At 62.3% G+C, this 14128-nt stretch carries 16 protein-coding genes; 5 read left to right on the top strand and 11 right to left on the bottom strand.

The annotated features are described in order from the left end of the window. Window positions 1-22: 22 nt before the first annotated feature. Complete coding sequence (locus AB4O25_RS06120; protein ID WP_017528523.1) at window positions 23-1018, bottom strand: FecR family protein; 996 nt, start codon at window positions 1016-1018, stop codon at window positions 23-25. A gap of 192 nt (window positions 1019-1210) precedes the next feature. Continuing rightward, entirely contained in the window at window positions 1211-1615 is a 405-nt protein-coding gene (locus AB4O25_RS06115; RefSeq protein ID WP_460150655.1) for a hypothetical protein, read from the bottom strand. A gap of 20 nt (window positions 1616-1635) precedes the next feature. Here AB4O25_RS06115 and AB4O25_RS06110 point away from each other — a divergent pair, with 20 nt between their 5' ends. Further along, window positions 1636-2133, top strand: coding sequence for a hypothetical protein (locus AB4O25_RS06110; RefSeq protein WP_460150654.1), 498 nt, complete (start codon window positions 1636-1638; stop codon window positions 2131-2133). Between the two features lie 31 nt (window positions 2134-2164). On the opposite strand, the gene AB4O25_RS06105 is transcribed toward AB4O25_RS06110, so the two are convergent. Then, window positions 2165-2356, bottom strand: a complete 192-nt coding sequence (locus AB4O25_RS06105; RefSeq protein ID WP_147303896.1) for a hypothetical protein — start codon at window positions 2354-2356, stop codon at window positions 2165-2167. Between the two features lie 163 nt (window positions 2357-2519). On the opposite strand from AB4O25_RS06105, the gene AB4O25_RS06100 reads away from it, so the two are divergent. Then, on the top strand, window positions 2520-3554 hold the full coding sequence (locus AB4O25_RS06100; RefSeq protein WP_065878899.1) for an Ldh family oxidoreductase: 1035 nt from the start codon (window positions 2520-2522) through the stop codon (window positions 3552-3554). 17 nt (window positions 3555-3571) lie between these two features. On the opposite strand, the gene AB4O25_RS06095 is transcribed toward AB4O25_RS06100, so the two are convergent. Further along, complete coding sequence (locus AB4O25_RS06095) at window positions 3572-3892, bottom strand: ElaB/YgaM/YqjD family protein (RefSeq protein ID WP_017528517.1); 321 nt, start codon at window positions 3890-3892, stop codon at window positions 3572-3574. A gap of 164 nt (window positions 3893-4056) precedes the next feature. Between AB4O25_RS06095 and AB4O25_RS06090 the strand changes: the two genes are divergently transcribed. Continuing rightward, window positions 4057-4311, top strand: coding sequence for a hypothetical protein (locus AB4O25_RS06090; protein WP_003190904.1), 255 nt, complete (start codon window positions 4057-4059; stop codon window positions 4309-4311). Here the strand turns inward: AB4O25_RS06090 and AB4O25_RS06085 are convergent. Further along, window positions 4283-5203, bottom strand: a complete 921-nt coding sequence (locus AB4O25_RS06085; RefSeq protein ID WP_065878901.1) for a LysR family transcriptional regulator — start codon at window positions 5201-5203, stop codon at window positions 4283-4285. The genes AB4O25_RS06090 and AB4O25_RS06085 overlap by 29 nt on opposite strands. Window positions 5204-5294: 91 nt before the next feature. Here AB4O25_RS06085 and AB4O25_RS06080 point away from each other — a divergent pair, with 91 nt between their 5' ends. Further along, the gene (locus tag AB4O25_RS06080) at window positions 5295-6221 is read left to right on the top strand and encodes a carbon-nitrogen hydrolase family protein (RefSeq protein ID WP_065878903.1); all 927 of its coding nucleotides are present in this window, start codon (window positions 5295-5297) and stop codon (window positions 6219-6221) included. Between the two features lie 49 nt (window positions 6222-6270). Here the strand turns inward: AB4O25_RS06080 and AB4O25_RS06075 are convergent, their stop codons facing one another. Together AB4O25_RS06075 and AB4O25_RS06070 are read right to left on the bottom strand one after the other, a co-directional pair. Then, window positions 6271-6732 (bottom strand): LEA/WHy family protein, encoded by a 462-nt coding sequence (locus AB4O25_RS06075; protein WP_460150653.1) that lies wholly within the window; start codon window positions 6730-6732, stop codon window positions 6271-6273. Between the two features lie 13 nt (window positions 6733-6745). Continuing rightward, entirely contained in the window at window positions 6746-8173 is a 1428-nt protein-coding gene (locus AB4O25_RS06070; RefSeq protein ID WP_017528513.1) for a nucleobase:cation symporter-2 family protein, read from the bottom strand. A gap of 80 nt (window positions 8174-8253) precedes the next feature. On the opposite strand from AB4O25_RS06070, the gene AB4O25_RS06065 reads away from it, so the two are divergent. After that, on the top strand, window positions 8254-10032 hold the full coding sequence (locus AB4O25_RS06065) for a methyl-accepting chemotaxis protein (RefSeq protein ID WP_460150652.1): 1779 nt from the start codon (window positions 8254-8256) through the stop codon (window positions 10030-10032). Window positions 10033-10095: 63 nt separating this feature from the next. Here the strand turns inward: AB4O25_RS06065 and AB4O25_RS06060 are convergent, their stop codons facing one another. The 4 genes from AB4O25_RS06060 to AB4O25_RS06045 are packed head-to-tail and all read right to left on the bottom strand — an operon-like array spanning window position 10096 to window position 14124. Continuing rightward, a complete protein-coding gene (locus AB4O25_RS06060; protein WP_017528511.1) occupies window positions 10096-11073 on the bottom strand; it encodes a bifunctional glyoxylate/hydroxypyruvate reductase B in 978 nt (325 codons plus the stop codon). After that, window positions 11070-12362: an MFS transporter gene (locus AB4O25_RS06055; RefSeq protein WP_017528510.1), complete on the bottom strand. Its 1293-nt coding sequence runs from the start codon at window positions 12360-12362 to the stop codon at window positions 11070-11072. Before AB4O25_RS06055 ends, AB4O25_RS06060 begins: the two co-directional genes overlap by 4 nt. Before the next feature lie 45 nt (window positions 12363-12407). Then, a complete protein-coding gene (locus tag AB4O25_RS06050) occupies window positions 12408-13349 on the bottom strand; it encodes a sugar kinase (RefSeq protein WP_460150651.1) in 942 nt (313 codons plus the stop codon). Further along, window positions 13342-14124, bottom strand: coding sequence for a sugar phosphate isomerase/epimerase family protein (locus AB4O25_RS06045; protein ID WP_065878915.1), 783 nt, complete (start codon window positions 14122-14124; stop codon window positions 13342-13344). The genes AB4O25_RS06050 and AB4O25_RS06045 overlap by 8 nt, the downstream gene beginning before the upstream one ends. Window positions 14125-14128: the final 4 nt, after the last annotated feature.

The raw sequence follows: 14128 nt of genomic DNA, 5'->3' as shown, positions 1-14128 counted from the left end.
AACCCCGGCCTGCGGGCAAGGCTCAGCCTTTTGGGGTTTTACGCGGGATGGAGTTGAGTACGGGGTTGCCGTCCTGGTTCTGGGTCAGGTACACCGGCAGAACCTTGGGCAGGGAGGGGATGAGGTTGTTGACCTCATGGGTGTTGTAGATGCCGCCAATCCGAATGGCCCCGGTGGTGGCGTCCGCCAGCATCACCGGTTTGCTCAGGTAGCGGTTGATCAATGGCAACGCATCGGCCAGGGCCAGGTTGTCGAGGATCAGCTTGCCCTGGCGCCAGGCCAGCGCGCTGTCATTGGGGTTGATCGTTTTTACCCGTGGCGTGGCGTCGCCCAATTGATAGCTGGCCTGCATGCCGGGGGTCAGGGGCACACTGCCGTGTACGGGGTCGCTGGCAATTTGCACCGAGCCTTCTAGCAACGTCACCCGCACTTGGTCGCCATATTTCCAGACGTTGAATTGCGTGCCGGTGACCCGTACCTGGCCTTCGCCGGCACGCACGATAAACGGATGCGCGCTGTCATGACTGACGTTGAAAAAGGCTTCGCCTTTTTTCAGCGTGACGCGGCGTTGGTCCTTGTAATTGCTATAGACCAGCTGCGTGCCCAGGTTGAGTTCCACCTGGCTGCCATCACCCAACGTCACCTGGCGCAAACCGGTGGTCGCTTCGAAGCGTTGATAGGAACTCGGGAGCCAGCCCGCTTCCCAGCCGGTAAAGGCGGCCAACGGCAACGCAGCGAGGCAGATCGCCGCCGCTACGGCGTAAGTGCGCAGCCGGCTGCGGGGTTTGAACGGCACCACCACCGCCACAGGTGCAGTGCGTGGCAGGTGGTCGGCGACGTCCCAGATTTCCAGCATGGCCGCGTATTCAAAGGCGTGCAGCGGATGCGAGTCGTGCCATTGCTCAAAAGCCAAACGTTCATCGCGGGTGCAGTCACTCGCATGCAAGCGCATGCACCAATGCGCGGCGGCGTCGGTGATGGCGTCATATTCGGCTTCTAAAAGGGGCTTTTCGCTCATTGACTCATCCTGATTTCGCACATTCTAACCCCCACAGGACTACGACGAGAACAGCCGTCATGGCGATTGCACATCAATTGGAAGCTATTCTCGTTTGGACGCGCCTTGAAGTTTCAGCACATTCGCGCCATGGCATGCGAAAAATCTGCGGAAACCCCCGGTTGCCCTGAGCCACCAGCGCGCGGCTCAGGCTCACGGGTCCAGCGCGCGACCCGCTTGGCTAATCATGTAGGCCACCGAATCGGCATTGGCCAGGAGGGTGTCGATGCGCTTGTCGCTGTTGCTCATGAAGATCGCGCGGGCATCCTCCAGGGTCTTGGCACCGGTGGTCGTCAGCACTGTTTTTTCTGCGTTGAGGTTGAACTGTCGGAGCCGAAATCCTCCCATTCCTGAGTGAACGAGTCCCACGTTCTGAACAGCATGCTCGCCGGGGTAGAGAGCGACAACGCGCTTTTTCAAGCAGTTTTGATAGATGTCTATCGGGGGGGGGGCGAAAAAACGGTCCAGCAGGTAGATTTTATGCTCTGCATCCTTGAGCAGGATGAACGCAATGGTGTCCTGTTGGGTTTCGCGAGCGGTGCCGCTGACAAAACGCATTGAGTCAGGCCCGACAGCGTGTGGTTGATCAACTCTTCCAGCACTTCGTCCACCCGCCGCTCGACTCGTTGTACCTGCTCGGGCGTCAGTGCGATAACGCCGAAGAGTTCGCTGAAAAAGCGCCCCAGACGACTGTCTGGCCCGCGCAGTGTCGCAAAGTTTTCAAGATGGCGTTTGGCGGTCACCGCATAGTACGTCGCGACATTGAGTGCTTCATTGATACATTGGGCTTTCCAACTCGACATCGCGGTAATTGCGCGCATGCCCACCGCCTCTACATTGATGGCGTCTCTTTCATCAAGCCACGTAGACACCTGACCCATATAGCGACTCAAGATTTTGCCGTAGCGCGGGTGATGCGTGTCGAGGTCCAGCGTCCATTGGCCCTGCGCATTGCGCAGCAGATAGCGGCCGTGCTGCTTACCTTTGCTCAGGCGCCAGTGCTCACCGGTTTTTTTACCGAGTACACCTTGCCCGCCAAGGGCACAACGTTCTGGGCGCCGCTCTTGTCCCGGTAAATATGACTCAGCGTGCTGTGCTCCAGGTCGTTCAGGGCAACCTCGTGGTTTCGAAGATGTGCAGTTGCGTGCGTTCAGGCGCCGTCAGGTCCAGCTCCGCCAGCGTGATAGTGGCCGGCTGGCGCGGCTTGAGCCATTGCTCCAATGAAACCGGCATTTTGTCGGGCCGGGCTTGTGGAAAGGGTTGTTGCAGTTCGCGGCGCAGTGAAGCCAACTCGGCCACGCGGTTTGGAGTCGAGCCAGCGGCGCTCGTCCCCAATCGAAGCAACACCGCGCGCAAGGCGGTAGATAACTGAAGCGGGCGTTGACAGGTGGCAGGTGAAGCATTGTTTAATCAGCGGTCTGGATGCTTGTTGTCTCTTCCAATTACAAAATCGGAGCTACAGATGTCTGCCCAGTCTTCCCTCATTGACCACGCAACGGCGCTTATTGGTTTCGACGAACTGGTGGGACTGCTGCACGCGGTGTTTGTAAAGCACGGAACATCCCCGGAGGCGGCGGCGATCCTGGCGCACAATTGCGCCAGCGCCGAGCGCGACGGCGCCCATAGCCACGGCATCTTCCGCATTCCTGGTTACCTCAGCACGCTGGCCAGCGGCTGGGTTGACGGCAACGCCACGCCGGTTGTCACGGATGTGGCATCGGGCTTCGTGCGGGTAGATGCATGCAACGGTTTTGCTCAACCGGCATTGGCGGCGGCGCGGGCACTGCTGATTGAAAAGGCACGCAGCGCCGGCATTGCGCTGCTGGCCATTCATAACTCCCATCACTTTGCCGCCCTGTGGCCCGACGTCGAACCCTTCGCCGAAGAAGGGCTGGTGGCGCTGAGCGTGGTCAATAGCATGACCTGCGTAGTGCCCCACGGCGCCGACCGCCCCTTGTTCGGGACCAACCCCATCGCCTTCGCCGCGCCGCGTGCCGATGGCGCACCGATCGTATTTGACCTGGCCACCAGCGCCATTGCCCATGGCGACGTGCAGATCGCCGCGCGCAAGGGCGAGCGGTTGCCGCCGGGGATGGGCGTCGACAGCCTCGGCCAACCCACCACCGACCCGAAAGCCGTGTTGGAGGGCGGTGCGTTGCTGCCGTTCGGCGGCCACAAGGGTTCGGCGTTGTCGATGATGGTGGAGTTGCTGGCGGCGGCCCTGACCGGGGGCAACTTTTCCTTCGAGTTCAACTGGGCCGACCATCCGGGAGCGCGTACGCCCTGGACCGGGCAGTTGCTGATCGTGATCGACCCGAGCAAAACCGCCGGGCAAAGCTTTGCCGAGCGCAGCCAGGAGCTGGTGCGGCAGATGCATGCGGCGGGTTTACGGCGCTTGCCGGGGGATCGACGTCATCGCACGCGGGCGAAGTCGTTGGAGGAGGGGATCACGGTGGAGGCGCAAGCGCTGGCGCAGTTACGCGACTGGGCGCTCTGAGCCCCCACCGCTGTCAATCAGTTGCGGCGGCCCAGCAACAAGCCGACCACCAGGCCGAAGCCTGCGGAAATCGCCACCGTCTGCCACGGATGACCGCCGATATAGGTTTCGGTGGCATCCACCACCGGCTTGCTGCGCTCGCGCACATTGGACACCGAGTCCAGGGCTTGCTTGAGTTTGATCGCCACCTGCTCGCGCAGGGTTTCGCCTTCTTCACCGACCAGGGAAGCACTGCTCTTGAGCAATTTGTCTGATTCTTCGATCAACGCCGTGAGTTCGCTGAAGGCTTGATCCTTGATTTGTTCTTCGACGGCTTGGGCAGCGGTTTTGCGGGCCATTGTGTGACTCCTTGCGGGTGAATGTGGCAGTGAACAATGGAGTATCGGGCGTGCGCAAAAGTTGCAGTTTTTTTGCGCAAGCGTGGCCTTGAGCCAAATCCGAATCTGGAAATTTCGACCTACAGTGTAAGATGTCGCCTATTTGTGCAGCAGGTAATTCAACCATGAGCTTCAATCTCGCCAACAAGACCCTCGCCGAACGCGCCGAGCTGGAAGATGAAAAGTCGCGCCTCTACGACCTGTGGCAAACCAACCTGGGCAAGGCCAAGGGCGAAGCTGCCCGGTTGTTCGGTGAGCGCGCCAAGCGCAAGGGCAAGTGGGCCGAATGGGTTCGCGCTGAACTCGACGGCATGTCGCCGCCGGAGTTTTCCAACATGGTGCGCAGCGAAGTCAACAAACTGATGGCGGCGGCGAAGTAAAGCTCGCCACAATCGCCTCGCGCACTTTGAGCAACATCGGGTCCAACTGGGCCTGGGTGCGCCAACCCAGCTCGACCGGGTAACGCGGCAGCGCCAGCGGGCAAGCCAATACACGCAGGCCGGTCATGTGCGCGATGGCCTGCGCCGCGTGCCCGGGAATGGTCGCCACTGCCTGGCTGCCCGTGAGCAAAAAAGGCAGGGCGGCAAAATGGCTGGTCGAGGCGCACACCTGCCGGCTCAGCCCTTGGGCCGCCAAACCTTCGTCGGTAATCCCGATAAAACCGCCGGATGACACCAGTACATGCTCGCGGGCGACGAATTCTTGCAGGCTGATGCCGTGCTGATCCGGGGCCAGGCTGGCGGGGTCTACCAGGCAGCGGTAATCGCCTTCGGCCAGCACCTGTCGACTCAAGCGGCTCTGTGCAAAGCCCCCGGCGGTAATCGCCAGGTCCAGCGTGCGGTCGAGCAGGGCGCCCGCCACGATCTGGCTGTGGGTCTGGCGGAAAATCACCCGCAGTTTCGGCAAGCGCTGTGCGATTTCGAGCATCAGCCGACGGCCATAGGCAATTTCAAAATCATCGGACAGCCCCACCACCACGGAGCGCCCCTGATAATCCGGGTGATCGGGGTTGACCATGGCCAGGCTCTGGCGGCAGCGCTCCAGCGCTTCACTGATCACCGGCTTCAACTGATTGGCCCGCAACGTCGGCGCCAGGCCTCGGCCGGTGCGCACGAACAACGGGTCGCCATACACCTGGCGCAAACGTCGCAAGCCCGCGCTGATGGCCGATTGGGTGACGCCCAGGCGCACTGCCGCGCGGCTGGCGCTGGACTCGTCATGCAGGGCTTCGAAGGTTTTCAGCAGGTTCAGGTCGACCTGGGCGATATTCATTGGGTTCATATCATTCAGTACTGAGGTGGGCTTTATTCATGATCCGGGCTGGCGCGAGAATGGGCAACCCCCCTTACTCGGAGTGATCGTGATGCCTGTTTCTACTGTGGCGGCGTTGCAAATTGGCGCATTGCCGGGCGGCAAGGCTGAGACTTTGGCGCAAATCCTCGGCTATGAGGACGACATCAAGCGCAGTGGCGCGCAATTGGTGGTCATGCCTGAAGCGTTGCTCGGCGGCTATCCCAAAGGTGAAGCGTTCGGCACGCAGCTGGGCTACCGCCTGCCGGAAGGCCGTGAAGCCTTTGCCCGTTACTTCGCCAATGCCATCGACGTGCCGGGCACCGAGACCGAGGCGTTGGCCGGCCTGTCGGCGCGCACCGGGGCCAGCCTGGTGCTCGGTGTGATCGAGCGCAGTGGCAGCACCTTGTACTGCACTGTGTTGTATTTCGAGCCGGCGGGCGGCCTGGTCGCCAAACACCGCAAACTGATGCCTACCGGCACCGAGCGGCTGATCTGGGGCAAGGGCGACGGTTCCACCTTGCCGGTGATCGACGCGGCGGTGGGGCGTATCGGCGGCGCCGTGTGCTGGGAAAACATGATGCCGCTGCTGCGCACCGCCCTGTATGCCAAAGGCGTCGAGGTGTGGTGCGCACCTACCGTGGACGAGCGCGAAATGTGGCAAGTGAGCATGCGCCATGTGGCCCACGAGGGGCGCTGTTTTGTGGTGAGTGCCTGCCAGGTACAGGCCTCGCCCGAGGCGTTGGGTTTGGCGATTGCCAATTGGCCTTCAGACCGCCCATTGATCGCCGGCGGCAGCGTGATTGTCGGGCCCATGGGCGACATCCTCGCCGGGCCGCTGCTGGGGGAAGCGGGGTTGCTGACCGCGCGGATCAATACCGATGACCTGGTACGGGCCAGGTATGACTACGACGTGGTGGGCCACTATGCCCGGCCGGATGTGTTTGAGTTGGTGGTGGACGAGCGCGAGAAGCCCGGTGTGCGCTTCATCACTGACTGACCGCACGCGCTCTAAAGGCGCAGCATTCGCCGTAGTGTGAACAAGGTGCTCACCAGGTTGCAGTGTTCGGCAGGTCCAACGTGCCACGGTCGACAAAGCGCATCGTGCCGAACAGGCCGCCCGCCAGTTTGCCCCGCAGCAGATAGGGCAGGTTGTTCAAGCTCTGGGTCTGGCTCAGGCCCAGGGTTTGGCGCAACACCGAAAACGCCGAAACGCTGACCGGTACCACCAGCACGGTCTCGGAAAAGCGCGGGATGCTTCCGGCCTGGTCGCTCACGCCCGCCGCCAACGGCCGGCCGTTGACCTCCAGGTCCAGAGCCACGCCGTTGTAGTCGATCGCCGTTTCATTCGGGTTCTGTATCCGCAGTTTCACCGCGAAGCGCACTTCCAGGTCCTGGCTTTGCAGCGGCTCGATGCCGACCACGTTGATGTTGACCGGGTCACGGTTGGGGAACAGCGCGCAGCTGCTCAAGGTCAGCAGCAACAGCGATAGAACCATGAGCGTGCGCATACACAAGGTGCTCCTATTTCGTGACGTCCGGGTCTTGCATGACTTTGAGGGTAGAGGACTCCGGATCAAATTCATCTTCCTCCAGCTCTATGAACGCCTCCGGCAGGAAAATGTTCAGCAAGATTGCACAGAACGCGCCCACGGTGATCGGCGACTCGAAGATGTTGTGCAGCGCCTTGGGCAATTCACGCAGCACTTCGGGCACGGCGGCAACGCCCAGGCCCATGCCAAGGGAAATCGCCACAATCAGCACATTGCGCCGGTGCAGCCCGGCTTCGGCGAGGATCTTGATGCCGGCCACGGCCACCGTGCCGAACATGATCAGCGTCGCGCCGCCCAGCACCGGCTTGGGCATCAGTTGCAGCACCGCGCCGATCATCGGGAACAGGCCCAGCAACACCAGGAGCCCGGCGATAAAGTACGCCACATAGCGGCTGGCCACGCCGGTCAACTGGATCACGCCGTTGTTCTGGGCGAAGGTCACCATCGGCAGGCTGTTGAACGTGGCGGCCATCGCCGAGTTGAGGCCGTCGGCCAGCAGCCCGGATTTGATGCGCTTGATGTACAACGGGCCCTTGACCGGCTGTTGGGAAATCATCGAGTTGGCGGTCAGATCACCGGCCGCTTCCAAGGGTGAAATCAGGAAGATCACCGCCACCGGCACAAACGCCACCCAGTCGAACGAAAAACCGTACTTGAACGGCACCGGCACGCTGATCAGCGGTACCTGCGGCAATGTCGCCAGGTCCACGCGCCCCAACAGCCAGGCCACCACAAAGCCCAGGGTCAGGCCGATTACGATCGAACCCAGGCGCAGGAACGGGTTGTTGAAGCGGTTGAGCACCACGATGGTCAGCAGCACCAGGCCCGCCAGGCCCATGTTGCCGGCTGCGCCGAGGTCGCTGGCGCCAAAGCCGCCGGCCATGTCGGTGACCGCTACCTTGATCAGCGACAAACCCATCAGGGTAATGATGGTGCCGGTCACCACCGGGGTGATCAGTTTGCGCAGCTTGCCAATGAACTGGCTGAGCACCACTTCGATAAACGCCGCGAAAAAGCAGATGCCGAATATCGTCGAGAGGATCTCATCGGTACCGCCGCCCCGGGCCTTGACCATGAAGCCGGCGCTGAGGATCACGCTGATAAACGAAAAACTGGTGCCCTGCAGGCACAGCAATCCCGAGCCGATCGGGCCGAATTTGCGCGCCTGCACAAAGGTACCGAGCCCCGACACGAACAGCGCCATGCTCACCAGGTACGGCACTTCGCTTTGCAGGCCAAGTACGCCGCCGACAATCAGGGTAGGCGTGATGATCCCGACGAAACTGGCCAGCACATGCTGCAACGCGGCAAAGATCGCCGCGCTGAAGTGCGGGCGGTCTTCAAGGCCGTAGATCAGCTCGGATTTATAGCGGGGGCGCGGGGCTTGAGCGTCAGACAAGGTGAGGGCTCGGGTCAGAAAAGGGAGGCGCAGGATGCCAGAAACCGCCTATCGTCAGAAGTGTAAAAAAATATTTATGAATGCCCTGCATAAACCCCCTGAGCCAGCCGATAGCTCTTACAGGCCCACCGATCAGCAATCACAGTGGTGACCAAGGTCTGAGCGGTGCGTTGACACCGATTGATCGTTTCGCGGCAGGGATGCACGCAAACATTACTTTTGAGAATTCTCTTATGTCACTTCGCCATCTGAATATTGCTCCGCGCGCTTCTCTCGGTTTCGCATTTATTGCGTTGTTAGTGGTGGTGCTGGGGGTGTTTGCGGTCAACCGCATGACGTTGATTCGCGAGGCGTCGATGGCGATGAGCGCCAACCAACTGCCCAGCGTGACGAACCTGGGCACGATGATGGAGAACGTGCTGCGCATGCGCATCCTGTCGTTTCGCGTACTGGTCAACCGCGAACCGGCCGGGTTGCAGGAGGCTGAAACCCGCATAGGCGTGCTGACTGACAAGGTGAAGACCGCCCAGGCCGCGTACTCCGCGCTGCCTGCCGGGCCGGAAGAAGCGGCGCTGTTCAAGGTCTTTGGCGTCACGCTGGAGAACTATTTGAAGGCTCAGAGTGAGATGCTCGCCCTGTCCAGGCAAGGCAAGGTCGATGAGATGCGTGCGCTGATCAACAGCCGCATCAAGGAAGGCACCGACCAGATGGGCGAGCAATTGAACAAGCTGATCGCCATCAACGCTGCCGGCGCCAAGGCAGCCGACGCCGATGCCGGCCATGGGTACGACAGCGCGATCACCGGCGTAATCATCGTATCGGTGGCTGCCGCGTTGCTCACCGTGTTGCTGGCCTGGTTGCTGACCCGCAGCATCGTCACGCCGTTGCGCAAAGCGGTGGCAGTGGCTGAAACCATCGCCGCCGGCAACCTCAGCAACGTCATTGAAGATGATGGCAAGGATGAGCCCGCGCGCTTGATCGGTGCCTTGGCCGCGATGCAGGCCAACCTGCGCCAGACCATCCGGCACATCGCCGGTTCGGCCACGCAACTGGCCTCTGCCGCCGAAGAGCTGAGCGCGGTCACCGAAGAAGCCTCCAAAGGCTTGCAGCAGCAGAACAATGAAATCGACCAGGCCGCCACGGCGGTCAACGAGATGACCGCGGCGGTGGAAGAAGTGGCGCGCAATGCGGTGTCCACCTCCGAGGCGTCGGGCCAATCGAACCTGGCGGCGCGCGAAGGCCGTGATCGGGTGGTGGAAACGGTCGGCGCGATCCAGACCATGACCCAGGATGTGCAAAATACCGCCGCGATGATCGAGGGCCTGGCCACGCAAGGTCGTGACATCGGCAAGGTGCTGGATGTGATCCGCGCGATTGCCGAGCAGACCAACCTGCTGGCCCTTAACGCCGCCATCGAAGCGGCCCGCGCCGGTGAGGCCGGACGCGGTTTCGCGGTGGTGGCGGACGAAGTACGCGCCCTGGCCCACCGTACCGCGCAGTCGACCCAGGAGATCGAAAAAATGGTCGCCGGCATTCAGAACGGCACCGGTGAAGCCGTGCAATCGATGCAGCAGAGCAACCAGCGCACCCAGAACACCCTGGAAATGGCCCGCGCCGCTGGCGTGGCGCTGGAGCAGATCACCCAGTCGATCAGCCTGATCAACGAACGCAACCTGGTGATCGCCAGCGCTTCGGAAGAACAGGCCCAGGTGTCTCGCGAAGTGGACCGCAACCTGGTCAACATCCGCGACCTGGCCACGCAGTCGGCGGCGGGCGCCAACCAGACCAGCGCGGCCAGCCATGAGCTGTCGCGCCTCGCGGTGGACTTGAATGCGATGGTGGCCAGGTTTGTGATCTGACCCTTTGCAATGCAGCCAAAGGTGGGAGGGGCAAACCCCTCCCACATTGTGGTGGTTCAGGTATTACGGTTTCCAGGCTGCGGGGTTCACCAGGTTTTTCGGTTTTTCGCCGGCTAACGCCGCCAGCAGATTATCCACCGCGCACCGGGCCATCGCTTCTCGGGTCTCATGGGTCGCCGAACCGATATGCGGCGTCGCCACCACGTTGTTCAAACGCAGCAACGGCGAGCCGTGATCCAGCGGTTCCTTCTCGAACACATCCAGCCCCGCTGCGCGAATTACGCGGTGTTGCAACGCCTCGACCAGCGCGGCTTCATCCACCACTTTGCCGCGCGAGATATTGATAAAGATCGTCTCCGGGCCCATCCGCGCGAATTCCTCGGCGCCAATCAGCTTCTCGGTTTCAGCGGTGAGCGGCAGGGTCAGGCAGACAAAATCGGCTTCTTCAAGCAATGCCTGCAAGCTGCGGTACTGCGCGCCAAAGCGTTGTTCTACCTGTGGCTTGGGCGAATGGCTGTGGTAGATCACCGGCATGCCGAAGCCAAAGTGCCCGCGCTGGGCCAGGGCTTCGCCGATGCGGCCCATGCCGATGATGCCCAGGGTCTTGCCATGCACATCGCTGCCGAAGTGCGCCGGGCCGATGTTCTTGTTCCATTGGCCGGCGCGCACCATGTCGGCCAGCTCGACCACGCGTCGAGCGGTGGCCAGGATCAGCGCAAAACCGGTGTCGGCGGTGGTTTCGGTGAGCACGTCCGGGGTATTGCTGAGCAGGATGCCGCGCCCGGTCAGGTAGTCGATGTCGTAGTTGTCGACGCCCACGGATACGCTGGCCACCGCCTCCAACTGCGGCGCCAGGTCAAGTAATTGCGCATCCAGGCGCAGGCTGGCGCCCAACAAACCATGGGCGCCGGGCAGGGCGTCGCGCAGTTTGGCCAGGCCGCCGGCATCGAGTGCCTCGATCAGCGTGACCTCGGCGTGTTCGTGCAGGCGGGCCATCAGCGGCGCGGAGAGCGTTTTGTACAACACCACAGACTTTTTCATGAGGTCTTTACCTTCAACTCCAGAGTGGGGGCCGGCGAGCGGTCGCTGGCGCCGGGCTTGAGGAACATCGTCAGCACCACCGACAGCATCAACGCGCCGCTCATCAGCAGGTACGAAGCGCCGGGTGAGCCGGTGCTGCTGTTGAGGTAACCCACCAGGTACGAGCCGCCGAACGAGCCGAGCGCGCCCATGCTGTTGATCAGCGCCATGGCGCCACCGGCGACGTTGGCCGGCAGGATTTCCGGCACGATCGCGAAGAACGGCCCATAAGGCGCGTACATGCACGCCCCGGCAATCACCAGCAGGGTGTAGGACCACCAGAAATGTTCAGCACCGAGCACGTAGGACGCGTAGAACGCAATCGAGGCGATCAGCAGCGGCGGCCACACAAAGCGTTTGCGCTTTTGCAGCTTGTCCGAACCCCAGCTCACCACCAGCATGCCGATCACGGCCGCCAGGTAAGGCAGCGCCGAGAGCCAGCCGGCTTCGACCATGTCCATCTTCAAGCCGGCCTTGAGAATCGACGGCAGCCACAATACAAAGCCGTACACGCCGATGCTCCAGCAGAAAAATTGCAAGGCCAGGATGATCACCTTGGGCGAGCGGAACGCTTCGCCATAGTTCTTGACTGCCTTGATGCCTACCTGTTCGGCGGCGAGGGCGGTTTCCAGTGACTGTTTCTCGGCGTCGCTCAACCATTTGGCGTCTTTTGGCCGCTCATCGGCCAGGCGCCACCAGATAAACGCCCACAACACCGCGGGCAAACCTTCGATGATAAACATCCAGCGCCAGCTGTAATGCTGCACCAGGTAGCCCGACACCACCGACATCCACAGCATGGTCACCGGGTTGCCGAGGATCAGGAAGGTGTTGGCGCGCGAACGTTCGGCACGGGTGAACCAGTGGCACAGGTACACCAGCATCGCCGGCATCACCGCCGCCTCGACCACCCCGAGCATGAAGCGAATGGCGATCAGCATGTAGGCGTTGGACACCACGCCGGTCAGGGTGGCCAGGCTGCCCCAGAGGATCAGGCTGACGAAAATCAGCTTTTTGACGCTGCGCTTTTGCGCGTAGATCGCCCCCGGCACCTGGAAGAAAAAGTAGCCGAGAAAGAACAGCGCGCCGAGCAACGAGGACATGCCCGGCGTGATCATCAGGTCTTCGGCCATCCCGGAGGCGGCGGCAAACCCGTAGTTGGCACGGTCCAGGTACGCCAGGCTGTAAGTGATAAACACGATGGGCATGATGTACCACCAGCGGCGGGTGGCGAGTTTCACGGTTTCCATAAGAGTGCTCCTGAGCTTGTTGTAGTTGTGGCAACAGGGAATCGGTTATGCGACGGATCGGGTGGTCAGTTCGGCGCGGGTCGGCAGGCCTTCCATATCGCCACGGCTTTGCACGGCGCGGCTGCCGATCCAATTGCCGCGCCGCACCGCCTCGGGGAAGCTTGAGTTTTCCAGCAGGGCGCTGATCATGCCCACGGCAAACCCATCGCCGGCGCCGACGGTGTCCACCACCTTGTCTACGCGCACGGCGGCGACGAAGCCCTGGTCGAGGTGAGTGCGGTAGTAGGCGCCGTCGGCGCCGAGCTTGATGGCCACGGCTTCGGCGCCCTGGTCAAGGTAGAACGCGGCGATGTCGGCCGGGTCGTCAAAACCCGTGAGCAAACGGCCTTCGCCCAGGCCCGGCAATACCCAGTCGGCCAGGCCGGCGAGGGCGTTGATTTCGCGGATCATCTGCTGCTCGTTGGCCCACAGCGAAGGGCGCAGGTTGGGGTCGAACGAGACGCTGCGCCCGGCCTTGCGCATCTGCGTCATCAGCTCGCGGGACAGCTCCTGGGTGGTGGCGGACAAGGCTGGCGGAATGCCGGTGGCGTGCAGGTGGCGCGCTTGCAGCAGTGCAGGGCTGATGGCCGCGACAGACAAATGGCTGGCGGCGGAGCCTTTGCGAAAGTACTCCACTTGCGGGTCGGCGCCGGCTTCTTCGCGGGACTTGAGCTGAAAACCCGTGGGGTGCAGCGGGTCGACGGCCACGTGGCGGCAATCCAGCCCTTCTTGCGTGAGCGTATCGACCACAAAGCGCCCCAGGGAATCATTGCCCACCCGGCTCAGCCAGGCGACCTTGAAACCCAGGCGCGACAAACCAATCGCAACGTTGCTGTCGGCGCCGGCAATGCGTTTATCAAACTGCGCCACGTGGGCCAGGTCGCCGGTCTGCTCGGCCACGAACATCGCCATGGTTTCGCCAAACGAAAGGATATCGATCTCAGACATGGGCATTCTCCCCATGGGGTTGGCCAAGGCGGGCGAGGGTGGCGACCTGTCGCGCGGTGACGTCGACCAGGTCGTCGCCTTGCAGTGGGAATTCCACCGCGCGGGTAATCCCTTGGGCCATGTGCTTGAGCAGTTGTTCCCACAGATGCAGGTCGGTGGCGCCGGGCGGCAGCGCCACCAGCTTGCCGTCCGGGCGGCGCGCCACGGCCTTGCAGTGCAGGTAGTCGACATGCCGGCCCAACAGGCGCGCAGCGGTGAGGGCGGACTGGTCCTGCCACTGCCAGTTGCCGATATCGAAGGTCATTTTTACCGGCAGGCCCAGGCGTTCGACTTCGCTGAAGAAACGCTGCATCGGTTCGATGCGCCCGCCGTGCAGGGTCTGGTCGTTTTCCACCAGCAACTGCACCGGGTGGCGGTTGAGCAACGCGTGCAGGCTGCCCAGGTCGTTGGTGTCGGTGAAGTAACCCAGGGAGACTTTCAGCCAGCGCGCGCCGAAGGCCCCGGCGCGATCCAGGGTGGCGGCGAGCTCGGCGTTCGGCTGGGCACGGCCGGCCACCCACAGCTCCAGCGGTGATGAGAACACGGCTTCCAGGCCCTGATCGGCCGCAGCCTGGGCCAGCTCAGTGGGTTGCTCGACGGTCAATAGCTCCTCACGCCATTCGATGCGCTGGGCACCGGCGCTGGCGAGCAACGGGACAAAACTCAACTGGCCTTGCTGGCGAACCAACTCGGCGCCGTAGCTGGAAAGGCTGATGGAGACGGGGTATTTGTGCATTGTT

This window comes from Pseudomonas sp. S3_A03, assembly GCF_054668275.1.
This window is presented reverse-complemented; position numbering and strand designations above follow the sequence as displayed.